Origin of the sequence: Clostridium magnum DSM 2767, from assembly GCF_001623875.1 — a bacterium.
Lineage (GTDB): Bacteria > Bacillota > Clostridia > Clostridiales > Clostridiaceae > Clostridium_AM > Clostridium_AM magnum.
This window is the reverse complement of the sequence record NZ_LWAE01000001.1, coordinates 961,133-984,354: the sequence shown is the minus strand read 5'-3', so window position 1 is coordinate 984,354 and position 23,222 is coordinate 961,133. Positions and strand designations below refer to the sequence as shown.

General features: G+C 31.5%; 20 protein-coding genes, 1 other RNA gene, 1 pseudogene and 2 riboswitches. Of the genes and pseudogenes, 4 read left to right on the top strand and 18 right to left on the bottom strand.

The window, feature by feature from the left end; all coding sequences use genetic code 11:
* Positions 1-154: 154 nt before the first annotated feature.
* The 7 genes from purD to purE form a co-directional block, all read right to left on the bottom strand.
* Positions 155-1,402 (bottom strand): phosphoribosylamine--glycine ligase, encoded by a 1,248-nt coding sequence (gene purD, locus CLMAG_RS04740; protein ID WP_066618595.1) that lies wholly within the window; start codon positions 1,400-1,402, stop codon positions 155-157.
* Between the two features lie 30 nt (positions 1,403-1,432).
* On the bottom strand, positions 1,433-2,932 hold the full coding sequence (gene purH, locus CLMAG_RS04735) for a bifunctional phosphoribosylaminoimidazolecarboxamide formyltransferase/IMP cyclohydrolase (RefSeq protein ID WP_066618594.1): 1,500 nt from the start codon (positions 2,930-2,932) through the stop codon (positions 1,433-1,435).
* 169 nt (positions 2,933-3,101) lie between these two features.
* On the bottom strand, positions 3,102-3,713 hold the full coding sequence (gene purN / locus CLMAG_RS04730; RefSeq protein ID WP_066618591.1) for a phosphoribosylglycinamide formyltransferase: 612 nt from the start codon (positions 3,711-3,713) through the stop codon (positions 3,102-3,104).
* A gap of 15 nt (positions 3,714-3,728) precedes the next feature.
* Positions 3,729-4,724, bottom strand: a complete 996-nt coding sequence (gene purM / locus CLMAG_RS04725) for a phosphoribosylformylglycinamidine cyclo-ligase (RefSeq protein ID WP_066618588.1) — start codon at positions 4,722-4,724, stop codon at positions 3,729-3,731.
* 207 nt (positions 4,725-4,931) lie between these two features.
* Positions 4,932-6,374, bottom strand: coding sequence for an amidophosphoribosyltransferase (gene purF / locus CLMAG_RS04720; RefSeq protein WP_066618585.1), 1,443 nt, complete (start codon positions 6,372-6,374; stop codon positions 4,932-4,934).
* 34 nt (positions 6,375-6,408) lie between these two features.
* Positions 6,409-7,113 carry a phosphoribosylaminoimidazolesuccinocarboxamide synthase gene (gene purC, locus CLMAG_RS04715; RefSeq protein WP_066618574.1) on the bottom strand — a complete coding sequence of 235 codons (705 nt, stop codon included), beginning with the start codon at positions 7,111-7,113 and terminating at the stop codon, positions 6,409-6,411.
* A gap of 1 nt (position 7,114) precedes the next feature.
* A complete protein-coding gene (gene purE / locus CLMAG_RS04710) occupies positions 7,115-7,594 on the bottom strand; it encodes a 5-(carboxyamino)imidazole ribonucleotide mutase (protein ID WP_066618567.1) in 480 nt (159 codons plus the stop codon).
* A 121-nt stretch (positions 7,595-7,715) separates the two neighbouring features.
* Positions 7,716-7,817, bottom strand: a riboswitch (purine riboswitch).
* A 344-nt stretch (positions 7,818-8,161) separates the two neighbouring features.
* On the opposite strand from purE, the gene CLMAG_RS04705 reads away from it, so the two are divergent.
* Positions 8,162-8,737, top strand: coding sequence for a GDSL-type esterase/lipase family protein (locus tag CLMAG_RS04705; RefSeq protein WP_066618565.1), 576 nt, complete (start codon positions 8,162-8,164; stop codon positions 8,735-8,737).
* Between the two features lie 208 nt (positions 8,738-8,945).
* Here CLMAG_RS04705 and CLMAG_RS34175 read toward each other — a convergent pair whose 3' ends face one another.
* The 6 genes and pseudogenes from CLMAG_RS34175 to CLMAG_RS04680 all read right to left on the bottom strand — a co-directional run bounded on the left by CLMAG_RS34175 (position 8,946) and on the right by CLMAG_RS04680 (position 15,550).
* Positions 8,946-9,548, bottom strand: coding sequence for a sensor histidine kinase (locus CLMAG_RS34175; RefSeq protein WP_278329957.1), 603 nt, complete (start codon positions 9,546-9,548; stop codon positions 8,946-8,948).
* Positions 9,549-9,653: 105 nt separating this feature from the next.
* Positions 9,654-10,379: pseudogene (locus tag CLMAG_RS35160) on the bottom strand (PAS domain-containing protein); the annotation flags it as partial.
* Between the two features lie 108 nt (positions 10,380-10,487).
* Positions 10,488-10,748: a hypothetical protein gene (locus tag CLMAG_RS04695; RefSeq protein WP_066618562.1), complete on the bottom strand. Its 261-nt coding sequence runs from the start codon at positions 10,746-10,748 to the stop codon at positions 10,488-10,490.
* 234 nt (positions 10,749-10,982) lie between these two features.
* The gene (locus CLMAG_RS04690) at positions 10,983-11,564 is read right to left on the bottom strand and encodes a YdcF family protein (protein ID WP_066618559.1); all 582 of its coding nucleotides are present in this window, start codon (positions 11,562-11,564) and stop codon (positions 10,983-10,985) included.
* Positions 11,565-11,836: 272 nt separating this feature from the next.
* Positions 11,837-13,273 (bottom strand): NCS2 family permease, encoded by a 1,437-nt coding sequence (locus CLMAG_RS04685; protein WP_066618556.1) that lies wholly within the window; start codon positions 13,271-13,273, stop codon positions 11,837-11,839.
* Positions 13,274-13,343: 70 nt separating this feature from the next.
* Positions 13,344-13,444, bottom strand: a riboswitch (purine riboswitch).
* A 273-nt stretch (positions 13,445-13,717) separates the two neighbouring features.
* A complete protein-coding gene (locus CLMAG_RS04680) occupies positions 13,718-15,550 on the bottom strand; it encodes a TaqI-like C-terminal specificity domain-containing protein (RefSeq protein ID WP_242872926.1) in 1,833 nt (610 codons plus the stop codon).
* A 309-nt stretch (positions 15,551-15,859) separates the two neighbouring features.
* Here CLMAG_RS04680 and CLMAG_RS34165 point away from each other — a divergent pair, with 309 nt between their 5' ends.
* Together CLMAG_RS34165 and CLMAG_RS04675 are read left to right on the top strand one after the other, a co-directional pair.
* Entirely contained in the window at positions 15,860-15,994 is a 135-nt protein-coding gene (locus tag CLMAG_RS34165) for a hypothetical protein (protein WP_278329755.1), read from the top strand.
* A 161-nt stretch (positions 15,995-16,155) separates the two neighbouring features.
* On the top strand, positions 16,156-17,418 hold the full coding sequence (locus CLMAG_RS04675) for a S1C family serine protease (RefSeq protein WP_066618553.1): 1,263 nt from the start codon (positions 16,156-16,158) through the stop codon (positions 17,416-17,418).
* Between the two features lie 156 nt (positions 17,419-17,574).
* On the opposite strand, the gene CLMAG_RS04670 is transcribed toward CLMAG_RS04675, so the two are convergent.
* From CLMAG_RS04670 to CLMAG_RS04655, 4 genes are all read right to left on the bottom strand, one after another.
* Positions 17,575-19,860, bottom strand: coding sequence for an N-6 DNA methylase family protein (locus CLMAG_RS04670; protein ID WP_161486929.1), 2,286 nt, complete (start codon positions 19,858-19,860; stop codon positions 17,575-17,577).
* Between the two features lie 286 nt (positions 19,861-20,146).
* On the bottom strand, positions 20,147-20,917 hold the full coding sequence (gene lgt / locus CLMAG_RS04665; protein ID WP_066618549.1) for a prolipoprotein diacylglyceryl transferase: 771 nt from the start codon (positions 20,915-20,917) through the stop codon (positions 20,147-20,149).
* Positions 20,918-21,060: 143 nt separating this feature from the next.
* Positions 21,061-21,381 (bottom strand): helix-turn-helix domain-containing protein, encoded by a 321-nt coding sequence (locus CLMAG_RS04660; protein ID WP_066618547.1) that lies wholly within the window; start codon positions 21,379-21,381, stop codon positions 21,061-21,063.
* 81 nt (positions 21,382-21,462) lie between these two features.
* Positions 21,463-22,317 carry an SRPBCC family protein gene (locus CLMAG_RS04655; protein ID WP_066618545.1) on the bottom strand — a complete coding sequence of 285 codons (855 nt, stop codon included), beginning with the start codon at positions 22,315-22,317 and terminating at the stop codon, positions 21,463-21,465.
* A gap of 60 nt (positions 22,318-22,377) precedes the next feature.
* On the opposite strand from CLMAG_RS04655, the gene CLMAG_RS04650 reads away from it, so the two are divergent.
* On the top strand, positions 22,378-22,824 hold the full coding sequence (locus CLMAG_RS04650) for a uroporphyrinogen decarboxylase family protein (protein WP_082831794.1): 447 nt from the start codon (positions 22,378-22,380) through the stop codon (positions 22,822-22,824).
* A 47-nt stretch (positions 22,825-22,871) separates the two neighbouring features.
* Here the strand turns inward: CLMAG_RS04650 and rnpB are convergent.
* Positions 22,872-23,217: RNase P RNA component class A (gene rnpB, locus CLMAG_RS04645), an RNA gene on the bottom strand.
* Positions 23,218-23,222: the final 5 nt, after the last annotated feature.

The following is a 23,222-nucleotide window of genomic DNA, read 5'->3' as shown; positions in this document are numbered from 1 at the left end:
ATTATTAAAGAACACATAACACATTTTACTATTATTTTAAGATTATTTCTATATTATAATGCTCATAAATTGAAACTTTTTTGTAAATCCATTCCTTTCATATACATTTAATGTAAAAAACAGACAGAAGCATTACCTCTGTCTGTTCCTAAAATTATATAACACCTATGTCTTTTCTATAATAGATACCTTGGAAGTCTACATTCTTTAAATCTTCATAGGCTTTTGCTCTCGCATCTTCAAGTGTAGCTCCTAAAGCTTGAGTACATAAAACTCTGCCGCCACTAGTTTGGAATACTCCATCCTTTTGTACAAATCCTGAAGCAAAGATTCTGTTAGCCTTATCTATTCCCTTAATTTCAAAGCCAGTTTTATATTTTCCTGGATATCCTTCAGATGTTGCTACAACACAACAGGAAGCTCCTTGATGCCATTGTAGGTCAAAGCTTGAAAGCTTTTTATCTAAAGCAGCGCTTACAAGTTCTACCAAATCGCTTTCCATAAGCGGTAAAACTGCTTGAGTTTCTGGATCTCCCATTCTTACATTGTACTCAAGTAGGTATGGTCCTTTTTTAGTTATCATAATTCCGAAGAATATTATTCCTGTATAGTCTAAGCCTTCTGCTTTTATACCCTCTAAAGTAGGTTTCATTATTTCTTTATCAAAGGCTTCTAAAACCTCAGCAGTGCAGAAAGGATTAGGCGATATAACTCCCATACCTCCAGTATTAGGACCTTTTCCACCATCATAGATTTGCTTGTGGTCCTTTGCTGATATAAATGGAAGTATTATAGTTTCTCCATCAGTTATAGATAGTATTGAGGCTTCTGGTCCTACTAAAAACTCTTCAATTACTACCTTCTTACCTGAACCTTTAAATATATCTTCTACCATAAATTCTATTATAGTCTCTTCCGCATGGTTGTAGTTTTCACATATAACTACACCTTTTCCAGCAGCTAATCCATCAGCTTTGATAACTATTGGATAGTCACAGCCTTTAAGATATGCAAGGGCTCCATCCTTATCCTCAAACACTTCATAAGCAGCAGTTTTGATACCATATTTTTTCATAAATTCTTTTGAGTAAGCCTTACTTCCTTCTAACATAGCAGCCTCTGCTGATGGTCCAAAAATCTTAAGCCCTGCCTTTTTAAATTCATCAACAATCCCATCAATAAGTGGAACCTCAGGTCCTACTATTGTTAAATCTATGCTATTTTCCTTTGCAAAAGTCAATAGTTCTTTTATATCAGTTATATTAATATTTTCACATTTATTTTCTGCAGCAGTACCACCATTTCCAGGTGCACAATATACCTTTTCTACTGCAGCATTTTGAGCTGTCTTCCATGCAATAGCATGTTCACGGCCACCAGATCCAACTATCAATACTTTCATTACTTTCACCCCTAAAAATATTCTTATCTTTTAGTGTTTAAAATGTCTCATTCCTGTAAACACCATAGCTATTCCATGTTTATTACACTCTTCAATAGATTGATTATCTCTTATAGACCCACCTGGTTGAATTATAGCCTTTATACCATATTTAGCAGCTTCCTGTACTACATCTTCAAATGGGAAGAATGCGTCAGATGCTAATACTACTCCATCTCCAGCTCTCTCTAATGCTTCACAAGTTGCCCATATTCTGTTAACCTGTCCGCCGCCAATACCTTTTGCCATTCCATCTTTTACTACAACTATTGCATTGGATTTTACATATTTACAAACTTTCATTCCAAATAATAAGTCATGCATTTCTTGCTCTGTAGGTGCCTTTTCTGTTACAACCTTAGTTTCATTAACTAATTGATCATCAGCTGCTTGCACAAGTATTCCGCCATCTACCTTTGCAAGTTCTACTTTGCTTTCTGGTTTTACATCGCACTTAATTACTCTTAAGTTCTTCTTAGCTTTTAAAATTTCTAGCGCATCTTCATCGAAGTCTGGTGCAATTACTATTTCAAGGAATATTTTAACCATTTCTTCTGCTGTAGCTTTATCTACTTTTCTATTTAAAGCCACTATTCCACCAAAAATTGATGTAGTATCACATTCATAAGCTTTTAAATAAGCATTATAGCAATTATCGCTAACAGCTACTCCACAAGGTGTATTATGTTTTACTGCACAACAAGCAGCTTCATCAAATTCATTAGCTACCTTCCATGCTATATCCATATCTTTTATGTTATTGTAGGATAATTCTTTACCGTTCAACTGTATAAAGTCTTTCATAGACCCCTTTTCTACAGTTGAAGTATAGTAAGCTGCGCTTTGATGAGGATTTTCTCCGTATCTTAAACCCATAGATTTTTTATAAGACAATGTTAAATATTCAGGGTATTCTTCTTCTAGTAGGAAGTTACTGATTGCACCATCATAAGCAGACATTAAGTTAAATACCTTACCTGCTAATTTTCTTCTTGTTTTAAATTCAACGTCGCCATTTTCTTCTATCTGCTTCATAACATCACTGTAGTCATTAACATCTGTAAGAACAATAACATCCTGGAAATTCTTAGCAGCAGCTCTTATCATTGTAGGTCCGCCAATATCTATAAACTCAACTTTCTCTTCAAAAGTCAAATCTTCATTAACTTTATCGAAGAAAGGATATAAATTTACAACTACCATATCAATTGGCTTTATGCCCTTTCTTTCTATTGTCTGCATATGTTCAGTATTATCTCTTATAGCTAGAATTCCACCATGCACACTAGGATGTAATGTCTTAACTCTACCATCTAATATTTCTTCAAAGCCAGTTACATCTGAAACTTCTGTAACTGGTATTCCATTATCTTTTAGATACTTATACGTACCACCTGTAGAAAGTATTTCTACACCCTTTTTAGCTAAAAATTCACCTAATTCTAGTAATCCATCTTTATAAAAAACACTTATTAATGCACGAGTTAACATTTTTAATTACCTCCATTTTTTATTCCATCTGATTGAAGTTTCCACTTCATATCTATATTGTTACTATCGCTTATCTATGGAAAGCCTGCTGACACAAGAACTCTAATTTGCTTTAACAAATTAGAGTTCTTATACTGTCAAAAGTAACATTGAGTTTCCGGATTATAAATTAATTAACAAATACTTTTCTTCCTTGAACCTTAACTTGACCTTCTGCTATAAGCTTAATTGCTTCTGAAAGAGCTATGTGCTCTTGTTCAAGCACTCTTTTTTGCAGAATTTCTGCACTATCCTGTGCATATACTGGTACAGTTTTCTGCAGTATAATAGGTCCGCTATCAGTTCCACTGTCCACAAAATGCACTGTACATCCTGATACCTTTACCCCATACTCTAAAGCTTTTTCATGTACTTTAATTCCATACATTCCATCACCACAAAAAGCTGGTATTAAGGACGGATGAATGTTTACTATTTTATTTTCAAACCTTGAAACTAATTCACCCTTTAATATAGAGAGCCATCCAGCACAAACTATTAAATCAACCTTACCATCAACTAGCTTTAGTATTTCATCTGAAACACTATCTTTATAAACTTTTCTATCTATAACGTAAGTTTTTATGTTATGCTGACATGCTCTTTCTAAGGCATATACACCATTTCTATCACTTATAACCATTTCTATACTGCACTTTTCTAAATAGCCAGTGTTAATGGAATCTATAATAGACTGAAAATTTGTTCCGCCACCTGATACTAGCACAGCTATTTTAAACATCTGTTTACCCTCTTTTTAAATTATTTTTACTTCTTTTGGGCCTTTTTCAACATGGCCTATCTTATAAGCTTTTTCACCCATTTTACCTAATTCTTCAATAATATTATCAGCATCTTCTTCTTTAATACATAAAACAAAACCAATTCCCATATTATATGTGTTAAACATATGCTGCTCATCCACACCTAAGCTCATAATATGCTTTAGTATTTCTGGAACTTCAAAACTATTTCTGTTAATAACAGATGTAAAATCATCCTTAAACATTCTAGGAATATTCTCAAAGAATCCACCGCCAGTAATATGAGCCATTCCTCTTATTTCGAATTTTGGTAAAAGTTCTAATATAGGTTTAACATAAATTTTTGTTGGAGTTAGAAGTACTTCTCCCATCTTTTTTTCACCAAAATTTTCATCTAAATCAGTAATCAGCTTTCTAATAAGTGAATACCCATTACTGTGAGGTCCGCTGGAAGCAATACCTACAAGAACATCTCCATCTTGGATTTTACTTCCATCAATGATGTCGTCCTTCTCTACAACTCCTACAGCAAATCCTGCCATATCGTATTCTCCTTCTGGATAGAAACCAGGCATTTCTGCTGTTTCTCCACCTATTAAGGCACATCCAGATTGAACACATCCCTCTGAAACCCCTTTTACTAAATCTGCAGCAACATTTGCATCAAGTTTACCGCAAGCTAGGTAATCTAAGAAAAATATTGGTTTTGCACCATGACATAAAATATCATTTACACACATTGCTACGCAATCTATGCCTACTGTATCATATTTTTTTGTTTTAAAGGCTATTTCCAGTTTTGTTCCAACACCATCTGTTCCTGAAACTATTACTGGATTTTTATATTGACCAAGCTCAAACATTCCAGCAAAACTACCTAGACCATTTAAAACTCCAGGTATCATTGTTCTTGCTGCATGTTTCTTTATAAGCTTTACGGATTCGTAACCTTCTTCTATATTAACTCCTGAATCTTTATATGTTATCATATCTTCACTCCTCAACTTTTAACAGATATCTTCATATTCTCTATTGAGATTATGAAGTGGAAACTTGAATTAGGTAGGGTTTCAAAACCCCATCTGATTCTTAGTTGAACGAATCCAGGGACATAGCCGCTCGCAACGTACACTTTGAATAAGATGGGAGTATTAGAGCGCGTAGTCATCGGATAAATTATTTTTAGTGTACTAAAATTACTCTTCCAAACGTTCCTTTGGAGTTTCCATTGGTGCTGAAACCGGATATACACCATTAAAACATCCCATACAAAAACCTTTATCTTTGCCAAGAGATTCCACTAAACCTTCTTCACTTATATAACCTATACTATCTGCACCTATTTCCTGTCTTATTTCTTCTAAAGTAGCATTAGCTCCAATAAGTTCACTTCTATATGGTGTATCAATTCCAAAATAACATGGGAATTTTACTACAGGAGATGGTATTCTGAAGTGTACCTCTGTTGCTCCTGCTTTTCTCAAAGAGTCTACTAGACGTCTGCTTGTAGTTCCCCTTACTATAGAGTCATCTACCATTACTACTCTTTTGCCTTCTATATTACCCTTTAATGGGTTAAGTTTTACTGCAACAGCTCTTTCTCTCATCTCTTGAGAAGGCGTTATAAATGTTCTTCCAACATATTTATTTTTTATAAATCCTACTCCATATGGAATTCCTGAAGCTTCTGCATAACCTACTGCTGCTGCAATACCTGAATCCGGCACTCCTACAACTATATCTGCTTCCACAGGACATTCATCGTATAGTCTTTTGCCTGCTTTTATTCTTGAAGTATATACATTAATACCGTCTATAGTACTATCTGGTCTTGCAAAATATACATATTCAAAAGCACAAGTTTCACACTTAGTTCTTTCTGCAAAATTAATAGATCTTAGCCCTTCTTTATCTATTATAACAATTTCCCCTGGAGCTACATCACGTACAAACTCTGCTCCAACAGAATCTAATGCACAACTTTCTGAGCTTAGTATATAGCTATTGTTGATCTTTCCTATACAAAGCGGTCTTATACCATTAGTGTCACGAGCTCCTATAAGCTTATCTTCTGTTAAAAGCACAATTGCGAAAGAGCCTTTTACAGCCTGTATTGAATCTACTACAGCTCTTTCTATTCCCCTTTTTGCTCCTCTAGCTATAAGATTCAAAATAACTTCAGAATCATTAGTTGTTTGGAATATACAACCTCCATCTTCTAGAAGTTCTCTAATTACATCTGCATTTACTAAGTTACCATTGTGTGCAATAGAAATGGTACCTAACTTATACTTTCCAAGTATAGGTTGAGCATTATTTAAATTACTTGATCCTGTAGTTGAATATCTTACATGACCTATAGCCGCTGTACCTTTTAACTCTTGTAATATTTTTTCATTGAAGACATCAGAAACTAATCCCATATTTTTATGACAGTTTAATTCTTTTCCACTTGCTACAACTATTCCCGCACTTTCTTGTCCTCTATGTTGAAGGGCATATAACCCATAATATGTTATAGATGCTACATCTAATTCCTCTGCTGCAAAGATACCAAATACTCCACATTCATCTTTGAATTTATCCTCTTCAACATCTAATGGTAGAGACAAATCGAACTCATTTTTTAAGTTGCACATTACAGACTTTCCTTTCTAAAATACAGATTTTTTACTATTGACTTATTCTTTTAAGTATTTCTACATATGCTTCTTTAACATTTCCTAAATCTCTTCTGAATCTATCTTTATCTAACTTCTCATTAGTTTTTGCATCCCAGAATCTACAAGTATCTGGTGATATTTCATCTGCTAAAAGTATTTCTCCATTAAATCTTCCTAATTCGATTTTAAAGTCTATTAATTTTATTCCCTGCTCTAAGAAGAATTCCTTCAATACGGTATTAACTTTTGTTGCCATTTCATATATAACTTTTAATTCATCAAAAGTAGTAATACCCATTGCTACTGCATGATAATCATTTATAAGCGGATCTCCTAAATCATCATTTTTATAGCTTAATTCTAAAACTGTAGTTTTAAGTTCTGTTCCTTCTGCAATACCGTATCTTTTTGCCATGCTTCCTGCAGCTACATTTCTAACTATAACTTCAAGAGGAACTATTTCAACCTTTTTACAAAGCTGCTCTCTATCACTTAATTTCTTTTCAAAGTGAGTTTTTACTCCCTTTGCTTCTAATAATTCAAATAGAGCTGATGTAATTGCATTGTTCATAACACCTTTTTCTTCTATTTGACCTTTCTTTTCTCCATTAAAAGCTGTTGCATCGTCTTTATAATAAACAACTACTCTGTCCTTATCATCAGTAGCATATATTTTCTTAGCTTTTCCTTCATATAACATTTCTTTCTTTTCCATTTTATAACTCCACCCCTTCTTCATTATCTTTTATAAATTTCTCTTTCATCTCTTTTCTATATTCTTTTAATTTATCTTTAATTTCAGGATATTTTATAGATAACATTTGTACTGCAAGCATACCTGCATTATAACTGTTGTTTATACCTACAGTAGCAACTGGAATTGATTTTGGCATTTGAACTATGGATAGTAATGAATCCATTCCTTCTATAGCTGCATTGATTGGTACTCCTATAACTGGAATAGTAGTCTTAGATGCTATAACACCTGGAAGATGAGCTGCAAGTCCTGCCCCTGCAATTATACATTCACAACCCTGATTTTCTAAATTTTCTATAGTTTCTTCAAGTTTCTCTGGTACCCTGTGAGCTGATAGTACATATGCTTTATATTCTACATTGAACTCCCTTAAAGCTTTAGCAGCTCCACTCATTTTTTCTGTGTCTGATTTACTTCCAAAAATAATAGCAACTTTCATTTAGTATCCCTCCACTTAGCTTAATTATGAATAAAAAAATTCCGCTACAATATTCTATGGGGAATCCTGTAGCGAAATCTCAGGTAAAATGCAAAATATACCATATCTTGTATTTTACATTAAAGTTTCAAGATTCACCCATAGAAAGGAAATTTAAGGTTTCCTAGTAGAAACTCCCGAACCTTATTATCAGGATTATATGGATGTTTTCATTCGTTTTTATGTACTCATATTAACATATACTGAAAATCAAATCAATACATTTTATTTATTTTATATTTTATTATTCGTGTTAAATAAAGAATTTAATATAATGTTAACACTAATGTACGCCCCATTACGAATATTGTTTTCAATATAATAAATGCAGCTTCTAAACTTACTATTTTAATATCCTCCTGTCTACTGTTTAATAATGGATTTATGATATAATTAGGTTAATTTTAATGAAAAAACTATCTAAGTTTTAGTATGTAGAAATAATAAAAATTTAAAACAAATTTGTAACAATTAATTTAATTAAAAAAACTTTGTGTATTAAGCACAGCGAAAGGAATGAATATTATTATGAAAATAGTGTGCGTTGGTGACAGTTTGACCTATGGGTATGGGGTTTTGGGCGCTGAATGCTGGGTTGAACTTGTTAAAAACAAGCTAAATATTCCTATTATAAACAAAGGTGTAAATGGTGATACTACTGCAGGTATGCTTTCAAGATCTTACATTGATGTTATTAAAAATAATCCTACCCACGTTATTATTATGGGAGGAACTAATGATTTTATAGCTAATCGTTCTTTGAACATGGTTCGAGATAACATAACTGAATTAGTAAAAGAGTCCCTAATCTATAATATAAGCCCTATAATTGGAATCGAAATGCCTATAGATAAAATATTGGCTGAAAGAAAATGGAGCGCAGACTCAGATTATGATAGGATAAATAGTTTAATAGAGGATTATAAAGAGTGGATATTAAAATTCTCTGCTGACAATAATATATCTTGTATAGATTTTCATAGCTGCTTTAAAGAAAATCTAAAAATCAAAACAGGAAAAGAACTATACATAGACGGTCTTCACCCAACGGCTTTTGGTCACCAATTAATGGCTGAATGTGTCTATGATATTCTTAAACCCTAAAGAAAAAGTGACTTATTGAAAGTCACTCAAATAGTAAATTATAAATATCAGAAAACTCTACATTGGTACTTTCTATAAGACGGTTATCTAATAAATTTATTATTTCTTTTTCTTCATGACTCTCAACTATTTTCTCATCGGGAAGTAAAATTGAAAAAGTACTACCTATGCCAACTTTACTTTTAACAGATATACTACCTCCTAATGCTTAGACAAACTTTTTTACCAGTGATAAACCAATTCCTGTACCTTCTGCTTGCCTTGATAAGGAGCTATCTACCTGTCCAAATCTTTCAAATATTATATCCATTTTATTCGCTGGTATCCCAATTTCATTATCTTTGACTTCAATACATATGCTTTCTTGTATAGAGCACAAATTTACAACAACAAACTTACCACTTGTTGTGAATTTAATAGCATTAGAAAGCAGATCTAAAAGTATTCGCTCATATTTTTCATCATCAATTGCAATAATCTTATTATTAAATGAAGATGTAAAATTTATTGTAATTCCTTTATTAGAAGCATAACTATATACAGAGTCAATAATGGCTTTTGTCAGGAACACAATATCAATATTCTTTTTACTAATCTTGATACTTCCTGCATTAGCTCGAGTAATATCTAGAAGATTATTTACTAATCTTAATTGTCTAAAGTTATTCTGGCTTATCATACCTATATACTTTTTACCACTATCAGATAACTCCTTATAACAAATATAGTTTATTGCTTGAATAGCGGTGATAATGACATTAAGTGGCGTTCTAAGTTCATGTGATATCATAGAGAGAAATTCATCCTTCATCTTCATAGCATTCTCAAGTGCTTCCCGTTTCTCTTGCTCTGCCTTAAATAGTTTTTCCTGCGATTCCTGTAGAGCTTGTTGATTATGTATAAAATCTGTTATGTCGCGGCCACTGATAATACCATACATAAAGTTGTTGTCTTTATCAAATATAGGTGTTCCACCTATATTTGAATAATGCTGCTCTCCATCCAATTTATAAGTTAAAATTATCTCTTTTATAGTTTCACCAGCTTTTATACTATGAACAGGTCTATACTCTATGGGAATAATGTTGCCGTTTATATAACAAGTTTCTGCGAATTTAGAACTATCATCTATTGTATTAAGCGTTACATTATTAATCCGTTCTCTTCCTTTTTTATTTACAATTAAATATTTATCATTCTTATCAAAAACCATTAAAGTCTCCTGCATGTTATCCAGTATAGCCTCAAGCATTTCTTTCTGAGTTAACATATCTTGCTCATATTTAACTTTTTCTGAAATATCACGCATACATAAGACCGCATAGTCTATTTCTCCCTCTTCACTATAAATAGGTCTTCCATTGATACTATAATAAACAGTGTTGTCAGGCATTTTTACTGTTACAAAAAATCCATTGACCTTTTCACCTTTTAACATTCTTCTACCTGGCAGATCATTTATATTAAGCTCATTTCCGTCTTTGTCATAATATCTTACATCCGAATGACTACCTTTACTATTTATAATATCTTCTGGCTTATAAAATGAGTCTTCAGCTGCTTTATTAAGCATAGTTAATTTATAATTCTTATCCAATAAGAGCAGTCCATCAGTCATATTTTCAACAAATAGTTCCAGTAGTTTTTTTGTTCTTCTATTATTCTATTCTTTTCTTCCAATTTCTTTCTATAAACAACTCTTTCCGTTACCTTATGAGAATAAATCAATATATATCTAACACTTTCCTTATCATAATAAAGGAGTAAAAGTAATATCCCAGTATGTCGTCCCCCTTGAAAATTTATCAAATTCAAATTCTTTTACATGTTCTGATTTACCACTTCCAACTATTTTATTCCATAGAGTCTCAGCACTACTATTTACCCATCCTGTAACAATTTCATCTACTGCTCTCCCCAATGCATTTTCAGGTATATTATGGGGCGTTTCAAGAAATTCAAGGTACATTTGATTAGCTTTAAGCAAAGTATAATCTGGAACACTATACATTGCTATCCCACATACATTTCCCAAAGACATTTGAGAAATCAAATTAAAACTGAAATCAGATTGTAAATTTGACTTTTCTCTTAAAATAAATATTTTCTCATTTCTTTCTTTTACTATCTCAATTTAAACCATTATCATTTACGTTTGTAATTGTATAAGAATACTTTACCACATTATGTCATGTATTTATACTTACAGTGATATAATCAGTAAACTCACAGTGAGGTTGGGGTCTTATAGTAGCTTAACAAGGTAGTATTTTATTAAGGCAGGAATTTCTCGGATGTAGCCGATAAATTCGTGGTGCTTATAAGGAGTAACAAAAACTCCTGAGTAACTTCCATTTATGTTCTGCTGTTTTGCCATAAGTGAAGCCCTTTTTAAATGATACTTATTGGATACTATAATAGCAGTCTTTAGTCCTTTCTGATCCATTATAGCCTTAGAATTTATTAAGTTTGCCATGGTAGATGCGGACTTATCCTCAACAAGTATTTTAGAAGCCTCCATTCCTTTAGATATCAAGTATCTCTTCATAGCCTCCGCTTCTGATATGTTCTCTCCTTGACCTTTACCTCCAGAAACTATAATATATTTACCATAGCCCTCTTTATAAAGCTTAAGGGCATGTTCAGTTCTCCACGCCAAGAAAGGACTAGGTGTGGTTCCATATACTTGGCATCCTAGCACGATTATACAATCAGACTTTTTAGGCTTTGAACTTTCACCGAAATAGAATACTTCAAATGTAGTCACTAGAGTAGCTATAACGGCTATAGAAGTAAAACACAAAATAAACTTCATGGCTTTATTCATAGAATTAACCACCTTTACATCAATTATTTTAAAAAATGTTATTGATATAATATTAATTCATTCTATGTAATAGTTCAACGAAAGCATACTTTATTTAATATATTGTTAATTAATGTATATCTTATCAACCACATATTAACTGAAATCTAATATATGTTAACATCTTTTTATCCTTATTTTATTGATAAAATAAACAAAAAGTCTTTGCGATATTAATTCACAAAGACTTTTTGTTTCATATATATATATACTCGGCTAATGAAGCCTCATTACTATTCTGGTAATAATGTAAATCTTAATATAAATAATGCTGCAAGCACGTAAACTATTGGATGAACTTCTTTCTGTCTTCCTGTTGCAATCTTTACTATTGGATAGAATATTATTCCTGCTGCTATACCATTAGCTATACTATAAGTAAATGGCATAATAGCTATTGTAAAGAATGCTGGTAATGCCTCTGTAAAATCATCAAAATTTATCTTTGTTACTGCACCCATCATCAACACTCCAACAATTACAAGTGCTGGTGCTGTAGCTTCTGCTGGAACTATTCCTACTAATCCTCCACAGAATAATGCTAGTATAAACAGAACTCCTGTTGTAAATGAAGTAAGACCTGTTCTACCACCTTCTGATATACCTGATGTAGATTCTACATAAGTTACTACAGTACTAGTTCCAAATATTGAACCTGCAGTAGTTGCTAATGCATCTGATAAAAGAGCCTTATTCATATTTTTAACTCTGCCATTCTTATCAAGCATTTTTGCTTTTTGAGCTGTTCCAACTAACGTTCCAATAGTGTCAAATAAATCTACTAAACTAAATGTTATAACTACCATAATTAAGCTTGCAAAAGCTCCTACCATTCCCGCCTCGCCAAGCTTTAAAAGACCTTGAAAGTCGAAAGCAAAGAAAGTTGGTGCGAGTGACGGTGGCGCACTTATTATTTTTACACCTTCAAGATGAGTTATTCCAAAAGGAATTCCCACTATCGTTGTAATTACTATTCCAATTAAGATAGAACCTTTAATGCCTCTTGACATTAATATTGCTGTAATAGTTATTCCAATAAGTGTAACTAAAACATGTGGATCTGTAAATTTACCAAACGCAATTAAAGTTGCTGGGCTTGCTACAATTACACCACCGCTTTTAAGTCCAATAAGAGCTATAAATAAACCTATCCCACCTGATATTGCTATCTTAAGATTCTGTGGAAGAGCATCTACTATTTTTTCTCTAATGGAAGTTACAGTTATCACTATAAATAATAGACCTGATATAAATACTGCTGCTAACGCCTGTTGCCATGTATATCCTAAAGTTAAACATACGCTGTAAGTAAAGAATGCATTTAGTCCCATACCTGGTGCTTGTGCAAAAGGTAAATTAGCATAAAGAGCCATTACAAAAGTACCGACTGCTGCTGCTAGACAAGTAGCTCCAAAAACAGATGCTACAACAGGGTCATTTATTGCAGATATTCCAGCTTTAACAGCTGCATCACCTACAAGCCCTTGTGCATTCATGCCTGATTGCATTAAAATATTAGGATTAACAAAAATTATATAAGCCATTGTAATAAATGTAGTTATTCCTGCAATTATTTCTGTTTTTACATTAGTATTGTTTTCTGATAGCTTAAAAAATGAATCCAAAAATGATTTTTGTCCTTTTACAGGTTCAGCTTTTTTCATATGCATTGTTTTTCCCTCCAACAAAAAAAGCTCCTGATTCGAATCATGAGTAAATCCGAATTAGAAACTCTAATTAATATAATGCGGATTCACCCATAGTCAGAGATTTACGGTACTCTGGTAGAAACTCTTGAACCATATTTTCAAGATTATACGGACGAACTAATTTATTTACATCATACATATTAACATCATTAATTTGATAAGTCAATGTGTTTCTAATAAACTTTATGCTTTAATGTTCTTGTCATTACATAAGTTATATATATTTAGAATATTCATTTTTCGGACCATTACGAACTATATTTGATTTCTTACTTTTTTATCCGATGACTATCCGCTCTAATATTCCTGCTTCTTAAAGCAGGAATAAAGAGCGGCTACGTCCCTGGATTCGTTCAACTAAGAATCAGGTAGTGTTTGAAACCACATCTGATTCAAGTTTCCACTTCATGAAGATGATGATTTTTTTGTTATTTCATTGTAATCCACTTCATACAAGCTAAAAATCCTTTCATCTAATTTTCTTTGAAGTTTCTTAATATTTTTATCAATTTTTATAAGTTCTATACTATTAGATTTTTTTAAATTCTCGATTTTCAGTATAATTTTATCCACTATAGCTTCTATTTCCTTTTGCTTTTCTTTGTCGCAATATTTTATAGGAATTTTATTCAAGCTATATTTTTTTATCTGCGGTGTAGAATTTATATTTGTTATAAGAAAGTTTAGATAGTACCATTCTATTAACTTTGAATTTAATATCGCCAAAACATATTTATAGGAAAATTCTTGGCTTAAATTTATTATTCCATAGAGAGACTGCTCAACTATATATCCTTTTGTATCCAATGCAGCAATTATTTTTTTTCCTGTTTTCCTTACAATTATTTTATAAGGCATAGCAAGTTTTCTTATATCTTTTGTACCACCCTTTATATTTTGAGGAGTAAATTCATAATAAAACTTATTTATAGCACTAAATCTACTAATATTTTCTCCTTTTAGTATTTCTACTTGCAGAGTACTTGTTTTATCCTTTGTCACTTTTTTATTCTCACCAATAAATCCAGTGAAAGTTGTACTTATGTCTCCAATCAGCTTACTGTCTTTTTCAATTCGTTTTTTAATATTCATATATTCACTATTGTTTTCATAAAAAAACTCATAATTAGTATTTCTCAAATACTCTTCCTGGTAAAATAAATAATCCCTTTCATTATATACTTTCATTTTTATTTGATTATTTTGTCTATGACTATTTTCTATTATAAAAATCATAGTATCAGTATTTATATTTGGAAAATCTACTTCAAAAGCTAAATTTAATATATTATAATTTTCTAACAACTCTTTTCGCAAAGGTTTGTATTGCAAATTTTTACCAAACCTATCTGGAACTACGAATCCAATCTTTCCATTTTCTTTGACTAAAAAAAGAGCTCTTCTAATAAAGTATTCATATAAATTTGGTAAAAACTTGTTTCCATCATATCTGCTTATATAATAATTCATAAGTTGATCTTCGATATCTCTTTTATGCTTTCTACTTAATGAAACCCAAGGAGGATTGCCAATAATATAATCATATTTTTGGCTCCAAAACTTACATATATTCATTAGATTATTGAATTCATCTATGCTTACTTTTTTCTCCTTTTGTATTCCATCTATGTCATCATACTTGCACAAGAAAGTTTCTACATCAATCTTTTTAATTTCTCTCCATTTGTAATCTTCTTCCCATTTTAGTAAACTATCACAACAAACTATATTAGGTTCTAATCCCAAATTCTCTTTTTTCTTTGAAATGAGATTTGTTTTAGTAAAATGTACAGCTTTACTGTCTATATCAGCACCATAAATGCAGTGTTTTAGTATATGATAATGTAAATTTTCTTTCCTCCAATATTTTTCACCTTTTATATTTTCTAGCTTTCCCGATACTTCTATACTATATTCCTCATCTAAATATTTTTCCTTTATCAAATGAATTTTTTCGGCAAACTTATCCATAAGGATTTCATAGGCTTTAATTAAAAAATACCCTACTCCACAAGCAGGATCTATAATTTTAATAAAGGGATTTTCTAGTATATCTAAGTTCATAATAGTATTTTCAATTATGTAATTTATGATAAAATCCGGCGTATAAAAGCTTCCATAAGTTTTTCGCTTTTCTCTATCCATTAAGGCTTCATATTCTTTCCCAAATACAGCTGAAAATTCCTCATTTTTTTCCATATTTTTATCCTCAATACTCTTAATCAATTTTTTATCCAATGACTACCCGCTCTAATACTCCATCTTCTTCAAAGTGTAAATTGCGAGCGGCTACGTCCCTGGATTAGTTCAACTAAGAATCAGATGGATTTGAAACTCCATCTGATTCAAGTTTCACTTCATCCGATTCAAATTTCACTTAATTAATCTCCTTAATTATTATATTTTAGCATATATACTGAAAAGTATAAAAATTTTTTTTAGGGATATTCTATAATTATGAAAGTTGTGTAAAATACATTTGTTTAATTAAGTAGTAAATTTATATGTTATATAACCTGATGTTTAATATAAAGGAGGCTCCAATTTATGCACAGAGAAACTAAAAAGGAAACAAAACATCAAAGTAAAAAGCCTGCAAAACCAGAGGTTATTTATGAAGAGGAAATGATGAAGAGGCCACCTCAAAGTGTCTTAGATATTGATAGAGTTAGCAAGCCATAGCTTTTACACCCTAGGTAAGACCTGGGGTTATTTTATTGTATTGTAACAATAATTAAACAATTTCTTTATAAAGCGTTCATACTTTTGTCATTAAACTGTAACAAAAAAAAACTATTATAAGTATATAGAAAAACATCGTGACAAATAAGGAGGAACATTTTATGGATAACTTTAACAATGACCATATAGATAACAATACCTCAAAGGACTTACCGGATGGTATACCTAATGGACTTTCTGATAGCAAGGTAGTCTATGCTGATTATTCAGAAGTGAAAAATTCAAATTCAAAAAAAGGTAGTGGCAGAAAGAGACTTCTATCCTACGTAATGGTAGGATTAGTTTGTAGCATTATAGGGGGAGCAGCATCCACTGCAGCTTCATTGTATTTTTTACCAAACTCAAGTTTATTTAAAAGTACACCATTATATCAAAGTCTTGCTAATAATACAACTAATACAACTTCTAGTTCCAGCAGTTACCTTAAGGCTTCACCGGTTTCAGCAACAACAGGCCCTCTTTCTGTGACTGAAATAGCAAAAAAGGTAAGTCCTGCAGTAGTGGGAGTATCGGTTAAAACTCAAAGCAACTCAAGTATGTTTGGTAGTTCGCAATCTGAAGAAGGTATGGGCTCTGGAATTATAATTAATGAGGAAGGATACATCCTTACAAATTATCATGTTATAAGTGGGGCTAATCAAGTAAGCGTCATTTTTAATACGAAAAAAGAAGTGGCTGCTAAAATAATAAATTATGATGCAGACTTAGATTTAGCTATAATCAAAGTAACTGAAAATGTTAAAATGCCTGCTATTGCTGAATTAGGTGATTCAAAAGATCTACAAGTTGGTGATCCTGTAGTTGCTATTGGAAATCCTTTAGGAAAGGAACTGTTAGGTTCTGTAACTTCAGGTATAGTAAGTGCTACAAGCAGGGAAATGGAAGTCGGTAACTCAAAGCAGACTCTTATACAAACAGATGCAGCTATAAATCCTGGGAACAGCGGCGGTGCCTTAGTTAATTCTGCTGGTCAAGTAATAGGTATAAACTCTGCTAAGATTGGTGGAGATGGTGTTGAAGGACTTGGCTTTGCTATTCCTATAGATATAGTAAAACCTAAAATAGAGACTTTGCTAAAACCAATATTAAAAATAGGTATCTCTGGTAGAGATATAACCTCTGATATATCAAAAAGGAATAATATTCCAGAAGGAGTTTATGTCGTTCAAATACAAGAATTTAGTCCTTCCGAAAAAGCTGGAATTCAAGTTGGTGATATAATACAGCAGTTTGATGGAAAATCCATAAAATCAGTAGATGACTTAAATAAAATAAAGGCTGAACATAAATCAGGTGATGTAGTAAAAATTCAAGTATACAGGAATGGATCTACTAAGACTTTGAGTTTAACACTATCTGAATAAATAGAAACTAAAAAACTGAAACCTTATATAAAGAAAAATATTATATTTAGTAGTTATTGAATAAAAAGCGGCAAATAATCAGCTTGGTATCCTCTCTTTATAAAAACAGTTTTACTATTTTTACTGTCTATGTATAAATGGAGCATATCAGCTAGATTACTTGCCTCTTTTTTCCAAAAACCATATATAGTGTATTTCTTCCGGCCAGCAGGATAACCCATATTCATTTTTACTATATTTAACTAATTTTTTTCCTTTTTTACTAACTTCTTTGTTTTTTAAATACTTATTCCAGTTGCTCGAAGATCCCTTTAAAATTTCTTTGATAATATGGCTACTTTCCTTTTGTACCTTAAAATCTTTAATGACTCTTAAAAGATCATCAAAATTTTTCAGCTTATTTTTTAAGCCATTTTCTACTTCCTCAATGGACAAATATCTTTCATTGTATTCCAATAGTTTTATAATCTCTGTTTCTAAAATTATATATATCTCATCGACTAAAGATGAATAGTAATCATTACAATCTTCTTCGGGCATAAATGAATCTCTATCAATATATAGTTCTTTAGACCTAGATTTGTCAATTCTACTTTCTATTAAGTCTATTTCAGAGTCTTTAAGTTCATAAGAACTATATATTGTATCATTACTTTCATCTGTATATTTCTTTAGTTTATTCTCCAATTTCTTTACTTTTTCTTTATTTTCCTTATAGGTGTATAGAATCTTATCATAGCTACTATTTTTAATTAACTTGCTAAACTGTATATCTTTGATTTTATTTTTTATACGAAAAATCTTTCTTATAAGATTATCATATTCATCATCTAATAATTTAAAATTTATTGGAATTCTTTCTACATCATAATGTTGTATATAAGGATATGCCCTTGGATTCGTTATCAAAGATTCTTTAAAATAGAAATTACATAAATTAGATTGAATTTGTCCAAGTAAAGTATAAATTTTGCTGCAATCAAAAGGTATAATCATATATGCCGATTGCTCAGCTAAAACACCATATTGATCTAAAGAGGAAATTATAGAGTTACCAGTCTTTCTTAACAGAATTTTAGGTTTTATATAATGCTTTTCTAGATTTTTTGTTCCACCAAATATCTGTAATCTGTCTACACAACAATATCTATTTTCATTCTCTATTATATACTCTCCTAGATCTCTCCCTATAGCTATTCTTGTCCTTTCCTTCCTCTTAGATGCATACCTAAAATTATTTTCCTTATCTTTTATCATCATTCCTACATGAATTTCACATAGTTCCTTAAGCTCTGCTGAGCTGTTTTTTATTTTTTCTACTATATTTTTATAATTAGTTTTTGTAAGAATATTCAAAATAAATCTTTTATCTATCGCTATATCCTTTTGTCTTAATTCCCTACTCTGGAACTCCTCTTCGCCGCTATATTCTAGCCTTAAAGATATTTTATGATCAGAACTATAGTTATTTTTCTCTACAATATATGCCGCTGTTCCCACAATAGCTTCTTTAAATATTGGGTTAGAGAATTGAGTAACATTAATTATTTTTGCATTATTCACTAAATTTTTTCTAGATTCTATATAACTATTTGTTAGAAAATATCTATCTGGTATTATAAAACCATGCCTTCCTCCAGGCTTAAGCTTATCTAATGCTCTTTCTATGAGCAAATAAAATGTATTTTTTTTATATCCTATAGTACTATACTTATGTAATATGTATTTCCAGTAATCTTCATCCAATTCAGACTGGAGGAGCATTATGTATGGTGGATTACCTATTATATAGTCAAATTTATTACTCCAAAATTCACTTAAACATTCAGCTATTTGATTAGCTTTATCTTCATTTATATCTTCATATCTACTATTTTTATGTTGCTTTCTTAAAATACAACTTAATGTTTTTAATTCTTTTGAAAATATAGCTTCTTCCCATTTTAATAAGCTATCACATAAGATAATGTTCGTCTTTAAAGCTATCGTTTTATCTTCTTTACTTATAAGATTTTTTTTCGTAATTTCTACAGCCATAGGGTCTAAATCCGCTCCATACAAGCAATGCCTTAAAATATGATAATGCAAGTTTTCCTCTGTCCAGTAGTTACTTCCCTTAATTTCCTTAACAATATTATTTTCATCTTTATTATCTTCTATGGTATAAACTTCATTGGCGTACTTATTATTTAAAGATGTTAAATTTTCTTTGAACTTATATTTTAATATATCATAAGCTTTAACTAAAAAATACCCTGCACCACAGGCAGGATCTAATATTTTAGCAAAAGGATTCCCTAAAACATCCAACTCTGAAACAGTGTATTGTAGTATATAATCTACTATAAAGTCTGGAGTATAGAACATCCCCATCGCCTTGCGAGTTTGCCTATCTGTTAATTTTTCGTATACTGCTCCAAATACTTCTTTATTTCTCTGCAAATCCGCTCCCCCCATATACAAACATCCTCCAAGAAAAGCTATTATTATTTCCTATATATCTATTTACTATATATTACACTAAATGGAATATTAACTCAATAATCACTTTTCTTTTACTAATTGAAGCAAGATCTTAATTCAGATGGGGTTTCTTTCACCCCATCTGAATTTTAGAGCTGCGAATGCATGGCTTACTTGGCGTAAGTCAGGTTAAACACTTAAATGTTTCAATAATTGCAAAATAAAAAATCAGGTAGGTTTGCCCTCACCTGATTTAAGTTTCACTTCAAGATTTAATATTCACTTTATTTCTGTAGCTAAATATGAAAAATCCTATACTCAATAGTACTCCACTTAAACTTACTAATTGGGCAACTCTTATACTTCCTAACATTAAACTATCTGTTCTTAAACCCTCTATAAAGAATCTTCCCATAGAATATAAACCTATATATAAGAAAATTACAGTACCTTTTTTATGGGTTTTATGAAGTATGTATACAAGAATGATACAAACACATATATTCCATATTGATTCATATAAGAAAGTAGGATGATAGTAAGCCCCTTCAATATACATTCCCTTTTGTATGAATAAAGGAAATCTTTGTATAAATTCACTGGATACCGGTCCACCATGAGCCTCACTATTAAAAAAGTTTCCCCATCTGCCAATTGCTTGCCCTATTATTAGAGAAGGTGCTGCTATATCAGCCATTTCTAAAAAATCTAGCTTTTTATATCTTGTATAAATATAAGCTGCCACTAAGCCAAATAAGACTCCTCCATGAATTGCTAAACCACCTTGCCTTATATTAAATATGTCTATAAGATTATCTCTATAATCATTAAACTCAAATACCACATAATACGCTCTAGCGCCTATAACAGCAAAAGGAAATGCAACAAGGAAAGTATCCAAAAGTTTATCAAAATTATAATTCTTCACTTTACAATTCAAGCTTGCTAAAAAAAGCGCAGCAATAACCCCCATTGCAATTATTATTCCATACCATCTAATTTCAAATCCATTAATCGAAAATGCTATTGGATTCATAAACTCACATCCTATCTTCTATATTAATATAACAAACATTATATCACTGAAACTAATTAAATATAAGTAGTAAAAAACCTGATACTCTTAAAAAGTCTATTCCTTCCTTTAAAATATAATAAGTTTACCAATCTTTACTGGTATCATTGTTTGTTTACTTCAGATACAAATTCATCTTTGTGCATAAGTTCAAGAATGTGAAGGGATAAATACAGATGATGTATGGTATTTGCATCATCAAGCTTTAATTTCATAATCTTCTCTATCTTGTCGATACGATAGCACATTGAAGCACGGTGAATATGTAAAATATTTGCGGATACCGACTGATTTTTATTATTCTTTAAATAAACATAAAGACTTTTAGTTAAACATGTATTATTTTTTATATCATATTGAATTAGCGAGTATATAGCTGGGTTACAAAATTTCTCTAAACTTTCATATGTGGAATGACTATTCAATAAGTCATATATTACATAATCCTCATATGGATAAACTGCTTTATTAATATTAAGACTTATTCCCAGCTCAATTGATTTTAATCATTGATTATAGTAATATTTCAAATTTGTAAAATCCTTTATACTTTGACTAAGTCCAGCATACAAATTATTTTTTTTCAGAAATTTTCTCATAGTCTCATATTGACTCCCAAGAATATCAACTTTTGTCGGATTATTGATAAGCAAAACAATGTAATCATTATATACTAATGATTTATTTTGTGTAATAATCTCAGAAATTTTATGTCTCAAATATGTTAACGGTAATTTTTTATTGGAATATTGCTTTACATCAAAAGTAAGGATATAAACTTCTGAGTTAAGATCTAAATTTAAAGATCTCATCTTATCCATAATCAGTTCATTATCCTTAATAGAGTTTTCCAACAAGTCTTTGAAAAAGCTCTCATAAACGGTACCTTTAGTATACTTATAGAATTTGTCATTTTTCATTATTGTTTCAATTACATCACATAATAGTGAAACAAGTTCAATATCCCCGTCTTTAAACGGTCTTTCAGCATCTGTTACTATTATATATCCTATTACAATGTTATCAATTATGACTTTTCCTGTAATCATATTATTATCATCCATGCCTTTTATCATAATAGGAGAACTACTTCTATCAACCTTTTCTGATATTTTCTTAAATTTTGCAGTATACATTGCATTATTAGAAAAGTACCCCTTTTTTATATGCTCGTCCCAATAATGACCAACGGGCTTGTCATAGCTGGAATTAGCTATGATTTTACTACTTGTATCATTAAATACAATAGGATTTCCAAGAAGCTTAAATCCAATGTTGATAATATGTTGTATACCTTTCCCATGTATCAGTGCATCCAATAATTCTTCCTTATAAAGAAGAAACTCAACGTCCATATTCACAAAGAATCACCTCACATATAAATAAAGTATATTACAAACTGTAAGGTTTTGTAAACTTATATTTTTACATTTACAGGAGGAGCGAGAGAAGCAGGCGACTTCCTGTCCTTAAAGGCCTTCGAAAGATTTTCATGGCAATATACAAAACGAATTATAGACATTATTGCAAAGGAAGGTTCTATTGCCTACTTACATTTAGATATGAGTTGGAATAGATTTATAGATTATTTCCTTGACTTGCCTAAAGGTAAATGTATCTTCTCACCAGACAGCACAACGGACATTTTTAAAGCAGGCGAAGTGTTAAAAGGTCATATGTGCTTCATGGGTGATGTTTCACCTTCACTTTTAACTTTGGGTATTCCTGAGGATGTTTACAAATATGCTAGAAGATTGGTTGATGAATTTGCACCACAGGGACTTATTATGTCATCTGGATGCAGCATACCACCAAATGCCAAACTTGAAAACGTAAAGGCAATGGTTGCAGCTGCCTTAGAAGGATAAAAAAACGTAAAAAACTCAAGGCTAAAAACCTTGAGTTATATACGACATATGTGACCAAACCTATAAGCCGAGTTCTGTATTTGACAATCATCTATCTAGGCCTACCGTTACCAGCAGGCTCAAGCGATTCACCCGGAAGCGGGACGGGCCGTCCCAAAGCGCTTCCCTATTCGATCTTGCTCCAGATGGGGTTTACATAGCCGCAAAGTCGCCAATGCGCTGGTGAGCTCTTACCTCGCCTTTCCACCCTTACCGAAGCAAAGCTTCGGCGGTATATCTCTGTTGCACTTTCCTTCAGGTCACCCTGACTGGGTATTACCCAGCACCCTTGCCCTATGGAGCTCGGACTTTCCTCTCCTGCGTACCCGCAGCAGCGATTGTCTGGTTTACTCACAGGT